This window comes from Streptomyces sp. NPDC001920 (genome assembly GCF_053594495.1).
The window spans coordinates 274564-292760 of record NZ_JBSFEP010000008.1 but is presented as its reverse complement, the minus strand read 5'-3'; the positions used below and the strand labels follow the sequence as shown (position 1 = coordinate 292760).

Annotated in this window: 13 protein-coding genes and 1 other RNA gene; 9 read left to right on the top strand and 5 right to left on the bottom strand. The window is 72.0% G+C overall.

Annotated elements, in window-relative coordinates; translation table 11 throughout:
* Positions 1-79: 79 nt before the first annotated feature.
* From ACWCPI_RS16400 to ACWCPI_RS16385, 4 genes are all read right to left on the bottom strand, one after another.
* A complete protein-coding gene (locus ACWCPI_RS16400) occupies positions 80-994 on the bottom strand; it encodes a carbohydrate ABC transporter permease (protein WP_451038743.1) in 915 nt (304 codons plus the stop codon).
* Positions 991-2337 carry a carbohydrate ABC transporter permease gene (locus tag ACWCPI_RS16395; RefSeq protein ID WP_451038742.1) on the bottom strand — a complete coding sequence of 449 codons (1347 nt, stop codon included), beginning with the start codon at positions 2335-2337 and terminating at the stop codon, positions 991-993. Before ACWCPI_RS16395 ends, ACWCPI_RS16400 begins: the two co-directional genes overlap by 4 nt.
* A 4-nt stretch (positions 2338-2341) precedes the next feature.
* Positions 2342-3718 carry an ABC transporter substrate-binding protein gene (locus ACWCPI_RS16390; RefSeq protein ID WP_451038741.1) on the bottom strand — a complete coding sequence of 459 codons (1377 nt, stop codon included), beginning with the start codon at positions 3716-3718 and terminating at the stop codon, positions 2342-2344.
* Between the two features lie 266 nt (positions 3719-3984).
* Positions 3985-7602 carry an FtsK/SpoIIIE domain-containing protein gene (locus tag ACWCPI_RS16385; protein ID WP_451038740.1) on the bottom strand — a complete coding sequence of 1206 codons (3618 nt, stop codon included), beginning with the start codon at positions 7600-7602 and terminating at the stop codon, positions 3985-3987.
* A 374-nt stretch (positions 7603-7976) separates the two neighbouring features.
* Between ACWCPI_RS16385 and ACWCPI_RS16380 the strand changes: the two genes are divergently transcribed.
* The 4 genes from ACWCPI_RS16380 (at position 7977) to ACWCPI_RS16365 (ending at position 13535) form a co-directional block, all read left to right on the top strand.
* Positions 7977-9707, top strand: coding sequence for a serine/threonine-protein kinase (locus tag ACWCPI_RS16380; RefSeq protein WP_451038739.1), 1731 nt, complete (start codon positions 7977-7979; stop codon positions 9705-9707).
* Between the two features lie 216 nt (positions 9708-9923).
* Positions 9924-11174, top strand: coding sequence for a serine/threonine-protein kinase (locus ACWCPI_RS16375; RefSeq protein ID WP_451038738.1), 1251 nt, complete (start codon positions 9924-9926; stop codon positions 11172-11174).
* Between the two features lie 331 nt (positions 11175-11505).
* Positions 11506-12612 (top strand): peptide chain release factor 2, encoded by a 1107-nt coding sequence (gene prfB, locus ACWCPI_RS16370; RefSeq protein WP_019756409.1) that lies wholly within the window; start codon positions 11506-11508, stop codon positions 12610-12612.
* A gap of 290 nt (positions 12613-12902) precedes the next feature.
* The gene (locus ACWCPI_RS16365) at positions 12903-13535 is read left to right on the top strand and encodes an LPXTG cell wall anchor domain-containing protein (protein WP_451038737.1); all 633 of its coding nucleotides are present in this window, start codon (positions 12903-12905) and stop codon (positions 13533-13535) included.
* Between the two features lie 106 nt (positions 13536-13641).
* On the opposite strand, the gene ACWCPI_RS16360 is transcribed toward ACWCPI_RS16365, so the two are convergent.
* Positions 13642-13833 carry a hypothetical protein gene (locus ACWCPI_RS16360; RefSeq protein WP_388800415.1) on the bottom strand — a complete coding sequence of 64 codons (192 nt, stop codon included), beginning with the start codon at positions 13831-13833 and terminating at the stop codon, positions 13642-13644.
* A gap of 272 nt (positions 13834-14105) precedes the next feature.
* Here ACWCPI_RS16360 and ftsE point away from each other — a divergent pair, with 272 nt between their 5' ends.
* The 5 genes from ftsE to ssrA all read left to right on the top strand — a co-directional run bounded on the left by ftsE (position 14106) and on the right by ssrA (position 18104).
* A complete protein-coding gene (gene ftsE, locus ACWCPI_RS16355; RefSeq protein WP_004000799.1) occupies positions 14106-14795 on the top strand; it encodes a cell division ATP-binding protein FtsE in 690 nt (229 codons plus the stop codon).
* Positions 14796-14829: 34 nt separating this feature from the next.
* Positions 14830-15747 (top strand): permease-like cell division protein FtsX, encoded by a 918-nt coding sequence (gene ftsX, locus ACWCPI_RS16350; protein ID WP_451038736.1) that lies wholly within the window; start codon positions 14830-14832, stop codon positions 15745-15747.
* 68 nt (positions 15748-15815) lie between these two features.
* Positions 15816-16982: a S41 family peptidase gene (locus ACWCPI_RS16345; protein WP_451038735.1), complete on the top strand. Its 1167-nt coding sequence runs from the start codon at positions 15816-15818 to the stop codon at positions 16980-16982.
* A gap of 59 nt (positions 16983-17041) precedes the next feature.
* Positions 17042-17584: an SsrA-binding protein SmpB gene (gene smpB / locus ACWCPI_RS16340; RefSeq protein WP_451038796.1), complete on the top strand. Its 543-nt coding sequence runs from the start codon at positions 17042-17044 to the stop codon at positions 17582-17584.
* Between the two features lie 151 nt (positions 17585-17735).
* Positions 17736-18104: a transfer-messenger RNA gene (gene ssrA / locus ACWCPI_RS16335) on the top strand.
* Positions 18105-18197: the final 93 nt, after the last annotated feature.

Sequence of the window (18197 nt, the reverse complement as noted above, 5' to 3'; positions counted from 1 at the left end):
ACGGGGGACGGTGCCGCAACGAGAGGGAAGGAGCGGACCGGTGTACCGGTCCGCTCCCTCAACGGCGCCTGTCCCGCGGCTACTTGACCGCGCCCGCCATCACACCGGACACGAACTGCCGCTGGAAGGCGAAGAACACGATCAGCGGGATCACCATGGAGATGAACGCGCCGGGTGCCAGGACGTCGATGTTGTTGCCGAACTGCCGTACCTGTGTCTGCAACGCGACCGTGATCGGCTGACTCCCGGAGTCCGTGAAGATCAGCGCGACCAGCATGTCGTTCCACACCCACAGGAACTGGAAGATGCCGAGCGCGGCGATCGCCGGACCGCCGAGCGGCATCACGACACGCAGGAACAGCCGCAGTTCACCGGCGCCGTCCAGCCGGGCCGCCTCCAGCAGTTCCCGTGGGATCTCCGCGAAGAAGTTCCGCAGCAGGAACACCGCGAACGGCAGCCCGAAACCGACGTGGAAGAGGATCACGCCGATCAGGGAGCCGAAGATGCCGATGTTGCCGAACAGTTCGGCGATCGGGATCAGCGCCACCTGCACCGGCACGACCAGCAGTCCGACCACGCCGAGGAACCACCAGTCGCGGCCCGGGAACTCCATCCACGCGAACGCGTATCCGGCGAGCGAGCCGATGACGACGACGAGGATCGTCGCCGGGACCGTGATCAGCATGGTGTTGAGGATCGAGTCGGTGATGTCGGGGTTGCTCAGCAGCTTGTCGTAGCTGTCGAAGGTGAGCTGGGAGGGCTTGCTGAACACCTCCCACCAGCCGCTCGCGGTCATCTCCTCCGGCGGGCGCAGGGAGGACAGCAGCAGACCGATCGTCGGGACCAGCCAGAACAGGCCGACGACGATCAGGAACACGCGTACCAGCCCGCCGCTGACGAACGAGACGAGCCGGGCGCCGAGCGACTGCTCGGCCTTGACGGTGCTCAGCGGCTGGGGCGCCCCCTCGGTGAGCTTGCCGGCGTCCGCGCTCATCGCCGCACCTCCCGCCTGAGCCTGCGGATGTTGAACCACATCACCGGGATCACCAGCAGCAGCAGGAACACCGCGATGGCGCTCGCGATGCCCGGTTGGTCCTCGGAGAAGCCCTTGCGGTACAGCTCCAGCGCCAGGACGTTCGCGTCGTCCTGGGAGGAGCCCGGGGCGATGATGAAGACCAGGTCGAAGATCTTCAGGACGTTGATCATCAAGGTGACCGTGACGACCGCGAGGACGGGCGCCAGCAGTGGCACCGTGATCCTGCGGAACACCTGCCACTCGCTCGCGCCGTCGACGCGGGCCGCCTCCAGCAGGTCGCGGGGGATGCCCGCGAGGCCCGCGGCGATCAGCACCATCGCGAAACCGGCCCACATCCAGATGTACGACCCGATGATGGCCGGCGTGACCAGGGACGGGCCGAGCCAGTCCAGGCCGTTGTACGCCTCCTTGAAGTTGTCCGGCGGCAGCCGCAGCTGTGCCCCGTCGGCGGCGGCCGGCAGCGTGAACGTGCCGTCGTCGGCGGCCTTCGTGGAGGCCACCACCTCGCCGTCCTTGACCGCCTCGATCTTCATCCCGGCATAGCCCAGCTCGGACGCGTCGACCTCGCCGAGCGTGCCGACGCCCTTGCCGCGCGTGAAGTCCTGCCAGGTGGTGCCGGTGACCTTGCCGGACTCCGGCTTCGCCGCCACGGCCTGCGCGGCGCCGTCCGGCATCTGGTCGGGGGCGACACCGACCAGGGGCAGGCTGACCGGGGTGCCGGCGCTGACGGTCGCCTTGGTGATGAACCCGCCGCCCGGTGCCGCTTCGAGCGGCGACTCACGGCCCGGATGGGCCTTCGGGAACGCGGACGCCTGCGCGAAGGTGTCGTGGACGCCGACCCACACCGCGTTCGCCACGCCCTTGTCCGGGTCCTGGTCGTACACGAGCCGGAAGATGATGCCCGCCGCCAGCATCGAGATCGCCATCGGCATGAAGACGACCAGCTTGAACGCCGTGCCCCAGCGCACCCGCTCGGTGAGCACCGCGAAGATCAGCCCGAGCGCGGTGGCGATCGTCGGGGCGAACACCACCCAGATGACGTTGTTCTTCAGGGCGGTACGGATGCCCTCGTCCGTGAACAGCGCCTCGTAGTTGTCGAATCCGGCGAAGCCGTCACCGGACTGGTCGTAGAAGCTGCGGACGACCGAGTACCCGATCGGGTAGACCACGAGCGCGCCCAGCAGCACGAGCGCGGGCAGCAGGAAGAGCGCCGCCATCGTCCTGCGCGTGCCGGTCACGCTCCTGCGCGACTTGGGTGCGGCAGGGGTCGGAGAGACCCCTGCCGCTTCCGTCGACGCCATGGCGTCAGTTTCCGTACGCCGCGGCCGCGTCGGCTTCCAGCTTCGCTTGCGTGCCCGCGATGTCCGACGGGTTCTTCAAGAAGTCCTGCAGCGCCTTCCACTCGCCCTTGCCGGGAGTACCGCCGAACGCCTGCGGCGCCTGGTCGGACATGTCGAAGCGGAAGTCGTCACCGGAGTCGATGAGCGCCTTGGCGATCCTGCGCTGCACCTCGTTCGGATACGCCGAGTTGTCCACGTTCTTGTTCGGCGAGAGGTATCCGCCGAGCTTCGCCTGGATCGTCGCCGCGTCCGGGGAGGCGAGCCAGGTCGCCAGGGCCTGCGCGGCCTTGGAGTCCTGGAGGATGACGGCCGCGTCGCCGCCGGAGACGACCGGCGCGGTGCCGCCGACCGACGGGAACGGGAACACCTTCGCGTCCGTCCCGACCTCCGCCTTGGCCTGTGTGATGTTGACCTGCGCGAAGTCGCCCTCGTACACCATCGCGGCCTTCGGCTGGTCGCCGCCCGTGAAGACCTGCGTGACCGACGCGGGGAAGTCCGTCTGGAGCGCCCCGGTCGCGCCGCCCGCCACGTAGTCCTTCTTGCCCCACACCTGGGCGAGCGTGGTGAGCGCGTCCTTCACGGACGGGTCGGTCCACTTGATCTCGTGCTTCGCCAGCTGGTCGTACTTCTCGGGACCGGCCTGGGAGAGGTAGACGTTCTCGAACCAGTCCGTGAGGGTCCAGCCCTCCGCGCCGCCGACGGAGAACGGGGTGACGCCGGAGTCGTAGACGGTCTGAGCGGTGGTGAGCAACTCGTCCCACGTCTTGGGCTCGGTGGCCCCCGCGTTCTCGAAGACCTGGTTGTTGTACCAGATCAGGGACTTGTTGGCGGCCTTGTAGTAGACGCCGTACTGCTTGCCGCCGACCTTTCCGATGTCCTGCCAGCCCTGCGAGTAGTTCTCCTGCAGCTCCTTGATCACATCGGCGTCGAGGGGCTTGGCCCACTTCTTGTCGACGGCCTGCTTGATGGCGCCGGGCTGCGGGAGCATCGCGATGTCCGGCGGCTGACCGCCCGCCACCTTCGACCCGAGGAAGTTGATGATCGGGTCCTGGGCGGGCACGAAGGTCACCTTGGCGCCCGTACGCTTCTCGAACTCCGCGAGGACCTTCTTGAAGTTCTCCTGCTCGGCCCCGGTCCAGACGGCGGCGACCTCAAGGGATTCGCCGTCCAGCTTGGGAAGGGTGACGGTGTTGCCGGTCTGCTGACCGCTACCGCCCGGTTCATTGCCGCTGTCCTTGTCATCGCCTCCGCAGGCGGTCAGCGAGAGTGCGAGGGCGCCCGCGGCCACGGCTGCCGCGGTCCGGGCGGCCCTCCTGGTCCGGTTCTTGCTCGTGCTGCGCATCACTGCCCCGTTCTTCGTGCCTCGTCGAACGTTCGAGCGCTGTCCCGTGCGATCTGGTCTACGCCTTGGTGCTGAGGGCGGCAAGACCACGTCATGTGTCAACCCGGGGATCGTGACCCCGTCGTGACCAGGCACCCCGCAGGGACGACGCCGTCGGTGGGGGAGGTGACCCCCAGACCCTGGTATCGGTCCGCACGGGGTGGTTCTCAAGCTCTCCGGAGATCTTGGGCGGGATCGAAGCGGTACGAGGGCCGGGCCCCGCGCTGTCACAGCAGTGAGGGAACCTCCGAGGCCGAGACCTCCCGCGCCGCCCGCTCCAGCGCGCTGGCCAGCAACGCCAGGTCCGTCGGCCCGTTGCCCAGCTCACGCACCGGACGCCGGGCCGGCGGGTCGCCCATGCGGTGCCACTCCAGCGGCACGACCGTGGGCCGCAGCGTGGCCGTCCGTGGGATACGGCCCGTGACCCGCCCGCCCTGGAACGGCACCGCTCTGCCGTCCGCCCAGGTCAGCCGTCCCCGGCCGGGCGCCGGTTCGTCCGGCCCCGCAGCCACCGCGTCCAGGGTCACCCGCAGCGTCGCCCGTCGCGCCGGTTCGGACTCCGCCGTACGGCCCCCGACGCCGGTGGCGGCCACCAGGTGCACCCCGAGCCGCTCGCCCTCCCGTGCCACGGCCTCCAGTGCGCGTATCACCGAGCCCGCCGCGGGCCGGCCCGTCGACCCGAGCGCCGGGGAGACCAGCGCGTCCAGGTCGTCCACGACCACGACGAGCCGGGGCAGCGGCGGCACGGCCTCGGCCTCGGCCTGCCGCCGGGCCGCCGCCGGCCGCAGACGGATCGTCGCGCTGGGCGGGGAGTCGAGATCGCCCGCGCCGTCGACCGCAGCGGCTTTGGCGCCCTGCGCACCGCCGCCCTTCCCCGCCGCCCGCTGGGCGATCATCCGGCCCGACAGCGCACGTCCTGTGTGCCACTCGGCGAAGTCGGACCGTCCGAGCAGCTCCGCGCGCCGCTTCAGCTCGGCGCTGAGCGACTGGGCGAACTCCCGCATGCGGACCGGGTCGTTGGCGGTGAGATGGGTGGTGACATGCGGGACGTCCGTGCAGACCCGCAGCCCCTCGCCGTGACCGCCGCCCACGCCGTCCCGGCCGTCGATCAGCACGACGCCCAGCCGGTCCGGCCGCTCGGCCGCGGCGAGCGACGCGACGACGGCCCGCAGCAGTTCCGTCCGTCCGCTGCCGGGCGGTCCCTCGATCAGCAGGTGCGGGCCGTCGGCGCCGAGGTCCGCGCTGACCGGTCCACGCGGCCCGGCCCCGAGCACGGCGCACGCCCGGCCGCCGAGCACCTCGGTGTCGTCGGCCGCGTCCGCCCAGCGCGCCATCAGCGACGCCGGGGTGGCTCGGGCCAGCCCCAGCTCGTCCAGCAACCGGGCCGCCTGGGGCAGCGGCACGGACACCCGCGCGTGCCGCTCCCCGCCGGCCCCCTCGGTCCGCAACGGCGCCAGGGCCCGCGCGAACCGCTCCGCCCAGGCGAGCGAGACGGCGTCCAGGGCGGCCACGGTTCCGGGGCCCACGGGGCCGTGGTCGGGGTCGGGGGAGTGATGGGGGCTGCGGCCCCCGGCGCCGTGGCCCGCGGGGGTGTCACCGGTCGCCGGGCCGTGGGTCAGGGTCCCGTGGCCACCCGCGTCATGTCCCGCCGGGGCGAGGCCGTCGGCGCCCCGGTCGGCTGCGCCGGCCCGGGCCGCTCCGGTCCCGCCCGGGGCCGTGTCGGCCCCGCCGGTTCGCGCCACCCGCATCAGCCGCAGTGCCGTCGCCACGTCGCCGCTCAGCAGGGCGACCGCCCCGCACTCCCGGAACGTCGGCGACACCGTGCACGCCGCCTCGTAGGTCTCCGTCACCGGTGACGCGGGCGACGCGGAAGCCGTCTCGGCGAGACATACGACGTGGATCCCGCAGGCCGGTCCCTCCAGGGCGAGCCGCGCCACCGCCTCGCGCACGTCGGCGCCTCCGGGGTCGCCGTCCACGACGACCACGGTGTACGGCCCCGCGAACCCGCCCGCCGAGTCGGCCGGGTCGTCGTCCCGCGCCCAGGAGGGCCGCCGGACGGCACCCCGGGCCGGTACCCGGCTGCCCGCACCGCGCGTGGGGTCGCTCGCTTTGCCGACGGCACCGCCTCGCGCGTCCGCCGCCAGGTCCTCCAGACGCCGCAGCAGCTCCTGCGTGCGGGCCGCCGCCTGCTCACGGTCGTAGGCCAGCAGCAGACGGCAGTCCTGGCCGTGTCCGGGACGCAGATGAGGGAGCCAGCCCAGCCAGGCCCACTCGGCGGTGCGCTCCCGCACGGTGCGCGACCGGTCGGCGCTGATCAGGACCAGCTCCAGGACGTCGGGCGAGTGCAGCGCGGCGAGCTGGGCGAGCACCGAGCGGGCCAGCCCGGCGAGCCGCTCGCGCGGCCCTGCCAGCCCCAGTGCCCCGACCTCCCGCAGATCGGCGGTCACCGGTACCGCGGGCAGCAGCCCCGAACCGTCGGGCGCCGCCCGGTCGGCCGTGCCGAGCCGCACCGTGAGCGCCTCCGGGTGACCAGGGGCGCGCTCCCACAGCCGGGGGCCGGGACCCAGGGCCGTCAGCAGCAGGGAGGCGGGGTCCGGCCAGGTCTCCGGCAGCCGGGGGCCGTCCGCCGCCGCGGGGAGGCGCGTCGCCGTGGCCGGCTCGTCGTCGTACGCCCCGGGCGGGACCGCCTCCTGCTCGCCGCGTCCGCCGGTCAGCCGCCGGGCCCACGCGGTGAGCCCGCCGCGCCTGCGCACGCCGGGCGGTACGTCGGTGCCCCGAAGCGGGGTTCCCTCACGGCGGCCGCCGCCCGCCCGGTCTGCGGTGAGGCCGGCCTCGGTGGACGGGCCGGCGGCGTGGGGCGCGCCGGACGGGAGGGCGGTGTCCGCCGCGCCGGGGTCGTCGTGACGCCCGTGGCCCGGTCCGAGGCCCGCGCCGTGCGTGTCGCCCCCGCGCGGGGCCGGCAGCGGGCTGCCCGCCCGGGTGTCCCTCTCGATCCGGGGTGCCCCGCCCTGCACCGGAACGACCGCCGGTTCGACGGGAGCGTGCCCCTGCGCGGACGGCCGTGCGGCCGGGTCGCCGCCGTCCGCCACGCGCGCGTGTGCCACCGCCGGGCTCTCGCCGCGCGGGCCGGCGGGCCCCTGCACGCCCCGCTCGTGCCCGGCGGGCACGCGCACGTGCCCCTCCCCGTCCGGCTCCGTGCGCACCCTGGCCCCCGGCCCACCGGCCGGAGCCAGCCGCAGCGCCGACTCGCCGATCCGCAGCAGCGCTCCCGGCGCGAACCGCACCGGACGCGTGGTCACGCCGGAACCGTCCAGCGTGGTGCCGTTCGTGGAGCCGAGGTCGGCGACCGTGACGCGGCCGTCGGCGGCGACCGTGACGGCGCAGTGGAGGCGGGAGACGTCCGGGTCGTCGAGCGGGACGTCGGCGTCGGCGGAACGGCCGATGCGGATCTCGCCGCCGTGCAGCAGATGGACGCCGCCCGCGTCCGGCCCGGCCACGACATGGAGCTGGGTCGGGGCGTCGTCCAGCTCGGGATGGGGCTCGGGCGCGAGCGGGGCGCCCAGGGACAGCACGGCGCCGTCCGTCAGCGGGGGCTCGCCGAGCGTGCTGCGGCGCTCGTCCAGCCGCTCCGCCCCGGCGTACAGCACGGCCGGGCCCGAGCCGCGCTCGGTCTCGCCCGCGCGGGAGCCGGCCCCGTCCACGGACACCGCCGAGGCGAGCGCCGACGCCACCGCGGCCAGCGCCGTGCCCGCGGGCGCCGTGACCAGCACGTCGCAGCTCGCGGCACGGCCCCGCGCCGGGGCAGGTGGGGCCAGCGGATCTACGACGGTCAGCCGGATCTGCATCGGCGTCAGCGGTCCCTTCTGCGCGGGCGCGGACCAGTGCCCGTCTGATGGACGGGCCCTCCCCACCCCTCACGAGCACATCGGCCAGTACTGCACGCATCCTCGCACCTGCCACTGACAGCGCGCCCCCCGCCCGAAGGCAAGTGATCTTGATTGGTCGGCTCTGCCCGCAAAAGTGCCTGACAGTTGACCTTCGGGCGATCGCTTGAGATCGGTCACGTCTGCTTCGGGCAACCGGGAGACAAAGGCGAGCGTCTTTCCTTCGAACATGTACGGGGAGCCGTACGTAAGACGCACAGAATGACGACAGGCCGGTGCCCCGGGGGACGGCACTACAGTGGGTCGGAACGTAGGCAAGCAGCAGGGAGCGCGACGTGCGGCCGGTAGGCAGCAAGTACTTCCTCGAGGAGCCGCTCGGGCGCGGCGCCACGGGGACCGTCTGGCGGGCCCGCCAGCGGGAGACCGCGGGCGCCGAGGCGGCCGTGCCGGGCCAGCCCGGTGAGACCGTCGCGATCAAGGTCCTCAAGGAGGAACTGGCGGGCGATCCGGACATCGTCATGCGGTTCCTGCGGGAGCGGTCCGTCCTGCTGCGCCTGACCCACCCCAACATCGTCCGGGTCCGCGACCTGGTCGTCGAGGGCGATCTCCTCGCCCTGGTCATGGACCTCGTCGAAGGCCCCGACCTGCACCGCTACCTGCGCGAGAACGGCCCCTTCAGCCCGGTGGCCGCCGCCCTGCTCACCGCGCAGATCGCCGACGCCCTCGCCGCGAGCCACGACGACGGGGTCGTCCACCGCGACCTCAAGCCCGCCAACGTCCTGCTCAAGCAGAGCGACGGCCGGATGCACCCGATGCTGACGGACTTCGGCATCGCCCGCCTCGCCGACTCCCCGGGCCTGACCCGCACCCACGAGTTCGTCGGCACGCCCGCGTACGTCGCCCCCGAGTCCGCCGAGGGCCGCCCGCAGACGTCCGCCGTCGACATCTACGGCGCCGGCATCCTCCTGTACGAGCTGGTCACCGGACGCCCGCCGTTCGGCGGCGGCTCCGCCCTGGAGGTCCTGCACCAGCACCTGAGCGCCGAGCCGCGCCGCCCGTCCACGGTCCCCGACCCGCTCTGGACGGTCATAGAACGCTGCCTGCGCAAGAACCCCGACGAACGGCCCAGCGCCGAGAACCTCGCCCGCGCCCTGCGCGTCGTCGCCGAGGGCGTCGGCGTGCACGCCAACTCCGCCCAGATCGCGGCGGCCGAGGGCGTCGCCGCGCTGCTCGCCCCCGATCCCTCGCCGGCCACCGTGCCCGGCTCGGCCGACCCCACGCAGGTGCTGCCGCACGGCGCGGGCGGCGCGTTCGACCCGAACGCCGCCACCAGCGTCCTGCCGCACACCGGCGCCCCCGGCCCGGCGGGCGCCGCCGACCCCACGGCCGTACTGCCGAACACGGGCGGCCCCGGTGGTCCGGCCGGTGGCGACGCCGACCCGACGGCCGTCATGCCCCCGATGCCGCCGGGACCGCCCGGTCGGCAGCCCGGGCAGCCCGGACCCGAGGAGCCGCACCCCTGGCAGAACCAGCTGCGTGCCGCCCGGGACCGCAACGAGCAGACCCAGGTCCAGTACCTCGACCCCAACGAGGACCCGCTGCGCCGCCGCCCTCAGCGGCAGGTCGCCCGCCCGCAGCAGCAGCCGAGGCCCCAGCAGCAGCGGCCCCCGCAGGGCCGGCAGCAGGGCCGCCAGCAGGGGTACGGCCAGCCGCAGCAGCACCAGCCGCAGCCGTACGCCCCGCCGCACCAGCCCCAGCAGCAGCCGCAGCGGTACGCCCCGCCGCCCGCGCCGGAGCCGAGGCGGCCGCAGCGCGAGCCGCGTCCGCCGCGGCAGCGCAGCGCGAACCCGATGCGGATCCCCGGGCTCGGCTGCCTCAAGGGCTGCCTGTTCACCATCGTCATCCTGTTCGTCGCGGGCTGGCTGATCTGGGAGCTGAGCCCGTTGCAGGGGTGGATCGGCACGGGCAAGGGCTACTGGGAACAGCTGACCGACTGGTTCGGCACCGTCACCGACTGGATCGGAGAGCTGGGCGGCAGTTCGGGCGGGGGCTCGGGCACCGGCTGACCGGAGGCCGTGCCGGCTCCCGGCCGGGGGAGGCACAGCCTCGACGGGTTTGGGGATTTGTCGACACCAGGCGGGTGATTTCCGCCTCCGCGGTGAAGGTTGGCTTCTCGAACGCGTAGTTTTGTCGACCGGGGGTCCCGGTTTTGTCCGCTGGGGGTCCGGGGGGTCGGCCTCCGGAACGACGCAGCGCGACAACACGCGTCGGTAGGAGCAGTCTTGGCACGGAAGATCGGTAGCCGGTACACCGCCAACCAGATTCTGGGGCGGGGCAGCGCCGGCACGGTGTGGCTGGGTGAGGGGCCCGAGGGGCCCGTCGCCATCAAGCTGCTGCGTGAGGATCTCGCCTCCGACCAGGAGCTCGTCGGGCGGTTCGTGCAGGAGCGGACGGCACTGCTCGGTCTGGAGCACCCGAACGTCGTCTCCGTGCGCGACCTGGTCGTCGACGGCAACGACCTCGCGCTGGTCATGGACCTCGTCCGCGGCACCGACCTGCGCACCCGCCTCGACCGGGACCGGCGACTCGCGCCCGAGGCGGCGGTGGCGATCGTGGCCGACGTGGCGGACGGGCTGGCGGCGGCGCATGCCGCCGGGGTCGTGCACCGGGACGTGAAGCCGGAGAACGTGCTCCTGGACATGCAGGGCCCCCTCGGGCCAGGAGGCTCGCATCCCGCCCTGCTGACGGACTTCGGTGTGGCGAAGCTCATCGACTCGCCGCGCCGTACCCGCGCCACGAAGATCATCGGGACGCCGGACTACCTGGCGCCGGAGATCGTCGAGGGGCTGCCGCCCCGGGCGGCGGTCGACATCTACGCCCTGGCCACGGTGCTGTACGAGCTGCTGGCCGGCTTCACACCGTTCGGCGGCGGCCACCCGGGGGCGGTCCTGCGCCGCCACGTCACGGAGTCGGTGGCGCCGCTGCCGGGCATCCCCGACGAGCTGTGGCAGCTGGTCGTGCAGTGCCTGGCGAAGGCGCCGGCCTCCCGGCTGCGGGCGTCGGAGCTGGGGGCGCGGCTGCGGGAGCTGCTGCCGTTGGTGGCCGGGATGCCGCCGCTGGACGTGGACGAGCCGGGCTCGGAGCCCGCCGAGGAGGAGGCTGAGGCCGCGGAGGAGGCGGCGCCGCCGCGGGACGGCGGGGAGCGGGCCCGACGGCGGGGCGCGGTGCCGTTGGTGCCGGGGGCCAGGCCGGCCGATTCCAACCGCGACACGCACACCTCGATGAGGGTGCCGGCGCCGGACGAACTGGCGGGCGGCGCGCGGGGCACGGCGCGAGTGCCGAGGGCGACCGGGGCGCCTCGGCCAGGCTCGGCCCGCCACCGGGCGGTGGCCCGGCGCCGACGCGTGGCGCTGGGGGCGGCGGCGGTGGCGCTGGTGGCCGCGGCCGGAGTGGGCACGTGGCTGGCGACCTCCGGCGACGACGCCGACGTACCGCCCCAGGACACGAACAACTCGGCTCCGGCGACCCCTTAGGCCCTGTCGTCACATTCCCGTCGTCCGCCCGGAGGGCGGGAATGTGACGACAGGACCTTCAGGGCCTGCCGTGCGGAGCATGCCGGCCGGCCGCGCCACCCAGCCTGTCCGAACAGCACACCCGGGCCGGGTCCGCGGAGCCCCGCCCGCCCCGCGGCGCCGGGCACACCGTCCCGGCCGACGACGGGACCGCGCGGAGCCGGCCGGCTGCCGCGCCGCCCGTTCCCGCACGGAGGGCACAGCCCCTGCCGGGCCGCCGGTGGCGCCGGGGCGCGTCGTCGGCCGAGGGCGCCCGCGTCCCGCCGCTTGGCGGAGCCGTTACGCTGGAGGCGTGGCAGTCGTCGATGTTTCCGAAGAGCTCAAGTCCCTCTCCTCGACCATGGAGTCGATCGAGGCCGTTCTGGACCTCGACAAACTGAGGGCAGACATCGCCGTGCTCGAGGAGCAGGCGGCCGCGCCGTCCCTGTGGGACAACCCGGACGAGGCGCAGAAGATCACCAGCAAGCTGTCCCACCTCCAGGCGGAGGTGAGGAAGGCCGAGGCGCTGCGCGGGCGGATCGACGATCTCGCCGTGCTCTTCGAGATGGCCGAGGAGGAGGACGACCCGGACACCCGTGCCGAGGCCGAGTCCGAGCTCGCCGCCGTCCGCAAGGCACTGGACGAGATGGAGGTGCGCACGCTCCTGAGCGGGGAGTACGACGCCCGCGAGGCGCTCGTCAACATCCGCGCCGAGGCCGGCGGCGTCGACGCCGCCGACTTCGCCGAGCGGCTGCAGCGCATGTACCTGCGCTGGGCCGAGCAGCGCGGCTACAAGACCGAGATCTACGAGACGTCGTACGCCGAAGAGGCCGGCATCAAGTCGACCACCTTCGCCGTGCAGGCGCCGTACGCCTACGGGACGCTCTCCGTCGAGCAGGGCACGCACCGGCTCGTCCGTATCTCGCCCTTCGACAACCAGGGCCGGCGCCAGACCTCCTTCGCGGGTGTGGAGGTCCTGCCCGTCGTCGAGCAGTCCGACCATGTCGAGATCGACGAGAGCGACCTGCGGATCGACGTCTACCGGTCCTCAGGGCCCGGTGGTCAGGGCGTCAACACCACCGACTCCGCCGTCCGGATCACCCACCTCCCGACGGGCATCGTCGTCTCCTGCCAGAACGAGCGGTCGCAGATCCAGAACAAGGCCACCGCCATGAACGTCCTCCAGGCCAAGCTGCTGGAGCGGCGCCGGCAGGAGGAGCAGGCCAAGATGGACGCACTCAAGGGCGACGGCGGCAACTCCTGGGGCAACCAGATGCGGTCCTACGTGCTGCACCCCTACCAGATGGTCAAGGACCTGCGCACCGAGTTCGAAGTCGGCAACCCCGAGGCCGTGTTCAACGGTGAACTCGACGGGTTCCTCGAAGCCGGAATTCGCTGGCGCAAGCAGCAAGAGAAGTAACTTTGTCGACATGACAACTGCCGCCGCTCCGGCGGCAGTTGTCTTTTCTGTGTCCGCATGTCTGGGTTTTACATCACACTCACAGCCTGCAACTCCCGGCATAGTTCCCGTATTTGGACATGGCGCCCGCAAACGGCCTTGACGTGTCTTTGAAAAATGGGAAGGGTAAAGCGTGGCATGCGTATCTCTGGGGCGCATGTGAACCGGGGGGCTCACTTTCAGCTACCTCCGTCGATCACGGCCCCGAGCGCCGCCTCACTGACGATTCAGCTACTGGGGGTAGCAACCACATGACGAAGAAGACGCGGATCCGTATCGCGCGGCTCGCCGCCGGCGCCGTGATCGCGGCCGGTGCCTCGCTGACCGCCGCGGGTGCCGCATCTGCCGCCGAGGCGGACGACAGCTGCCTGCTCGGTCTCCTGTGCGCCGACGAGGACCCGACCGAGCCGCCGGTTCCCACCGACCCGCCGACGGACATCCCGACCGACATCCCGACGGACCCGGGCATCCCCACCGAGGAGCCCACCGTCCCGACGGACCCGACGCTCGAGCCGACCGAGCCGACGGAGCCCACCGAGGACCCGACCACCGACCCGACCAACCCGGGTAACGGGAACGGCAACGGGAACGGGAACGGAAACGGCAACGGGAACGGCAACAACGGCGGCGGCAACAACGCCGACCCCGACGGTGGCACCTCGACCCAGCAGGAGGGCTCCTCCGGCCTGGCCGACACCGGTTCGGACGACACCACCGCCACGAACACCAGCACCACGGCCCAGGGTGGCGGCGAGGAGCTCGCCGAGACGGGTGCCGCTCAGACCACGTTCCTGCTGGTCGGCGCCGCCACGATGATCGCCGGTGGCATCGCCTTCCGCGTCCTGCCGCGTCTCGCGGGCGGTCGCGGCGGTGCGGCTGCCTGACGGCAGTCACCACGTCACGCGGTGTGACTCACGCCGTACGGCCGAGGGGCCCGGAGCGCGCTCGCTCCGGGCCCCTCGCCATGTCCGCTGACGGGTGGGCGGTCTTCTACGCGGTCTGGTGAGCCAGCAGTGCCACCGCGGCGATCAGCACCGCCAGCAGGGCGATCAGCGTCATGGGGTTCAGACCCGCGAACGGGTTCTCCTGCTGCATCCGCTCACGGTTCGCCCGGCAGACGGGGCAGCGGCCCTCACTCACGGGCGCGGCACAGTTCGCGCACACCAGCCGGTCGTACGTCATGCGCCACCCTCCTAGCCACTCGTTCCACCTGGACAACGCTCGCGGGCAACCGAACGTTCCCCCCTCCACTGTGCCAGGTTCCCGCGGAAGCCGCGCCGGGTCGCTTCCACAGGGGTGGCCGGGGTCGTTTCGTCACCGCGGGCCCCCTCGGGGTCACCCCTGCCCGGCACAAAAGGGCACAACCCTTGCACAACCCCCACCGGTGCCTGCGCTCGTGCACCCGGTTCGCGTATGGTCACGCTCATCTACCCCCGGCGACCCGTGGTGCATCCGTGATCCGATTCGACAACGTCTCCAAGGTCTACCCCAAGCAGACCCGCCCCGCACTCAGGGATGTGTCCCTGGAAGTGGAGAAGGGCGAGTTCGTCTTCCTCGTGGGATCCTCCGGCTCCGGAAAGTCCACCTTCCTGCGGCTGATCCTCCGCGAGGAGCGGTGCAGCCACGGGCAGGTGCACGTCCTGGGCAAGGATCTCGCACGCCTGTCCAACTGGAAGGTGCCGCAGATGCGGCGCCAGCTGGGGACCGTGTTCCAGGACTTCCGGCTGCTGCCCAACAAGACGGTCGCGGAGAACGTGGCCTTCGCGCAGGAGGTCATCGGCAAGTCCCGCGGCGAGATCCGCAAGTCCGTGCCACAGGTGCTCGACCTCGTCGGGCTCGGCGGCAAGGAGGACCGGATGCCGGGCGAACTCTCCGGCGGTGAGCAGCAGCGCGTGGCGATCGCCCGGGCCTTCGTCAACCGGCCCAAGCTGCTGATCGCCGACGAGCCCACCGGCAACCTCGACCCGCAGACCTCCGTCGGCATCATGAAGCTGCTCGACCGGATCAACCGGACCGGTACGACCGTCGTGATGGCCACGCACGACCAGAACATCGTGGACCAGATGCGCAAGCGCGTCATCGAGCTGGAGAAGGGCCGCCTCGTCCGCGACCAGGCGCGCGGCGTCTACGGCTACCAGCACTGACCGCCCCGTCCACGGAAAGGCCCAACCCGTCGCCATGCGCGCCCAGTTCGTACTGTCCGAGATCGGTGTCGGTCTCCGCCGCAATCTGACGATGACGTTCGCCGTCGTCGTCTCCGTCGCCCTGTCGCTCGCCCTGTTCGGCGGGTCGCTCCTGATGAGCGACCAGGTCAGCACCATGAAGGGCTACTGGTACGACAAGGTCAACGTCTCCGTCTTCCTCTGCAACAAGTCCGACGCCGAGTCCGACCCCAACTGCGCCAAGGGTGCGGTCACCGCGGACCAGAAGAAGGAGATCCTCGCCGACCTCGACAAGATGGCGATCGTCGAGAAGGTGACGTACGAGTCCCAGGACCAGGCGTACAAGCACTACAAGGAGCAGTTCGGCGACTCCCCGCTGGCCGCCTCGCTCACGCCGGACCAGATGCAGGAGTCGTACCGGATCAAGCTGAAGGACCCCGAGAAGTACCAGGTCATCGCGACCGCCTTCAACGGGCGGGACGGCGTGCAGTCGGTGCAGGACCAAAAGGGCATCCTGGACAACCTCTTCAAGCTGCTCAACGGTATGAACTGGGCGGCCCGCGCGGTGATGGCGCTGATGCTCGTCGTCGCGCTGATGCTGATCGTCAACACGGTGCGGGTCTCGGCGTTCAGCCGCCGGCGGGAGACCGGGATCATGCGCCTCGTCGGCGCCTCCGGTTTCTACATCCAGGCGCCGTTCATCATGGAGGCCGCGGTCGCCGGACTCATCGGCGGAACGGTCGCCTGTGGGTTCCTGGTGATCGCGCGGTACTTCCTCATCGACCACGGACTGGCCCTGGCCGACCAGCTGACCCTGGTCAACTTCATCGGCTGGGACGCCGTGTTGACCAAGCTCCCGCTCATCCTCGCGACGAGCCTGCTGATGCCGGCCCTGGCGGCGTTCTTCGCGCTGCGCAAGTACCTGAAGGTGTGACCAACGCCAACGGGGCCGTACGGGCAAGGGACCGTGCGGCCCCTTCGCGTTGTCCTAGACTCACCGGCATGTCAGGTCGTGACCTGTTCTGTCAGCCCCGCCGCCTCGGCCGCGGGGCCGCCCTGACATTGGTGTTCGCGAGCGTGCTCGTCGCGGGTGCCGCGACCGGCGCCCTGCCCGGCCCCGACCGGAAGTCCGCCGACGGAGCGGCCGGTTCGGCCGTTCCCGCGGGCCGGCACGAGGTGGTGGCCCGGGCGGCCGCGGAGGCCATGGCGACGGGCCAGTCCCCCGTGGAGGCCGCCGAACGCGCGGTCAGCCGCAGCGGGGACCGCTGGGGCGCCGTCTACTCCCAGGGTGAGTACAAGGAGTTCGAGGAGGCCCTCGACGGCCAGTACACCGGCGTCGGCCTCTGGGCCCGGCGCGAGCGGGACGGCCGTATCGAGGTGACCAGGGTGCGGGCCGGGTCCCCTGCGGCGTCGGCCGGGATCCGCGCCGGCGACCGGCTGCGCAGCGTCGACGGCGAGAAGGTCGACGGGCGCCCGGTCACCGAGGTCGTCGCCTTACTGAGGGGCGACGCGAAGGACGCGACCGCCGGTACGGCGGTGAAGGTGGGCCTGGAGCGGGGCACGCGCGCGTGGGACCTGACGTTGCGCCGGGCACGGCTGTCCACCGACCCGGTCACCGTTCGTACCCTCGGCGACGGCATCACCCTCATCCGGATCTCCTCCTTCACCAAGGGCTCCGGCGACGAGGTCCGCACCGCGCTGCGCCAGGCCCCCGCCGGCACCGGGGTCGTCCTCGACCTGCGGGGCAACCCCGGCGGCCTGGTCACGGAGGCCGTCACCGCCGCCTCCGCCTTCCTCGACGGGGGCCTCGTCGCCACCTACGACGTGGACGGCGAACAGCGCGCCCTGCACGGTGAACCCGGCGGTGACACCACCAGGCCCCTGGTCACGCTCGTCGACGGGGGCACCATGAGCGCGGCCGAACTGCTCACCGGCGCCCTGCAGGACCGCGGCCGAGCGGTCGTCGTCGGCAGCCGCACCTTCGGCAAGGGCTCGGTCCAGATGCCGAGCCGCCTGCCCGACGGCTCCGTCGCCGAGCTGACCGTCGGCCACTACCGCACTCCCTCGGGGCGGGCCGTCGACGGCCGTGGGATCATGCCGGACCTGGAGGCCGACCGGCAGGTCCTGGAGCGGGCGGAGACGGTCCTCAGCGGCCTCGGCGACTCGTAAATCGGCTTCCCGTCCACCCCCTCCGTGGTGCGAAAATGGACGGCACTATGAGCAAGGGAATGTACGTACCGAAGGAGTCCCAGCCCAAGCAGGGCGGGTCGGCCGCGAAGGCCAGGGACGGCGAGAAGGGCGGCAAGCGCAAGATCGTCGCCCAGAACAAGAAGGCCCGGCACGACTACGCGATCATCGACACCTATGAGGCCGGACTGGTGCTCATGGGCACCGAGGTCAAGTCGCTGCGTGAGGGACGCACCTCGCTGACCGACGGGTTCGTCCAGATCGACCGGGGCGAGGCGTGGCTGCACAACGCCCACATCCCGGAGTACCACCAGGGCAGCTGGACGAACCACTCCGCGCGCCGCAAGCGCAAGCTCCTCCTGCACCGTGAGGAGATCGACAAGCTGGAGGCCAAGTCCCAGGAGACGGGTCACACGATCGTGCCCCTCGCCATCTACTTCAAGGACGGCCGCGCGAAGGCCGAGATCGCCCTGGCGCGAGGCAAGAAGGAGTACGACAAGCGCCAGACCCTGCGGGAGAAGCAGGACCGGCGGGAGTCGGACCGCGCGATCGCCGCGGCGCGGCGCCGGCAGCGGGGCGTCTAGCGGGCAGCGGAACGCCGAGCGGGCACGCGCCCGCGGGCGGCCGCCGGGAATACGCTGGCATCGTCGCGCGTTGGTCACGTACGATGGCACCGCACCTCACAGAGGGTGCGCGCCCTCCTCCGGTCTCCGGAGGGGATTGATAAAACAACATGGGGATGATCGGTTTCGACAGCGGCTGTTGAAGCAGGGGAAGCGTGTCGAGGAAGCGGCAATGATCTCGTAAACCATATGTCGCAAAAAATAATCGCCAACACCAAGCGCGATTCCTTCGCCCTCGCTGCCTAAGTAGCGACTTGCGAAGTGTCAGCCCGGGGCTGTTCCCGACCCGGATCCTGGCATCAGCTAGGGAACTAAACCTTGATCCCGGTCACGGGGTGAAAAGGGAAACCAAACAGTGACTGGGCCCGTCGGCGACTTGTTCGCGTGATCGCCGGGGCCGAGAAAATCACAGCGAACTGCACACGGAGAAGCCCTGATTTTGCACCGTTGGACGCGGGTTCGATTCCCGCCATCTCCACGATCGGGAGGTTCTCGCGAATCTCCTCACCCATGTGGGCGAAGGCCCCGCTGCTTCCGGGCAGCGGGGCCTTCGTCTTGCCGTCTCCCGCTGCCC

What these genes read in the sequence shown, in the direction of transcription:
- ACWCPI_RS16345 (WP_451038735.1), top strand. Translation starts at nt 15,816, where the DNA reads ATGTCAGGTCGTGACCTGTTCTGTCAGCCCCGCCGCCTCGGCCGCGGG.
- smpB (WP_451038796.1), top strand. Translation starts at nt 17,042, where the DNA reads ATGTACGTACCGAAGGAGTCCCAGCCCAAGCAGGGCGGGTCGGCCGCG.
- ACWCPI_RS16390 (WP_451038741.1), bottom strand. Translation starts at nt 3,718, where the DNA reads ATGCGCAGCACGAGCAAGAACCGGACCAGGAGGGCCGCCCGGACCGCG.
- ACWCPI_RS16395 (WP_451038742.1), bottom strand. Translation starts at nt 2,337, where the DNA reads ATGGCGTCGACGGAAGCGGCAGGGGTCTCTCCGACCCCTGCCGCACCC.
- ACWCPI_RS16360 (WP_388800415.1), bottom strand. Translation starts at nt 13,833, where the DNA reads ATGACGTACGACCGGCTGGTGTGCGCGAACTGTGCCGCGCCCGTGAGT.
- ACWCPI_RS16400 (WP_451038743.1), bottom strand. Translation starts at nt 994, where the DNA reads ATGAGCGCGGACGCCGGCAAGCTCACCGAGGGGGCGCCCCAGCCGCTG.
- ACWCPI_RS16365 (WP_451038737.1), top strand. Translation starts at nt 12,903, where the DNA reads ATGACGAAGAAGACGCGGATCCGTATCGCGCGGCTCGCCGCCGGCGCC.
- ACWCPI_RS16385 (WP_451038740.1), bottom strand. Translation starts at nt 7,602, where the DNA reads ATGCAGATCCGGCTGACCGTCGTAGATCCGCTGGCCCCACCTGCCCCG.
- ftsX (WP_451038736.1), top strand. Translation starts at nt 14,830, where the DNA reads ATGCGCGCCCAGTTCGTACTGTCCGAGATCGGTGTCGGTCTCCGCCGC.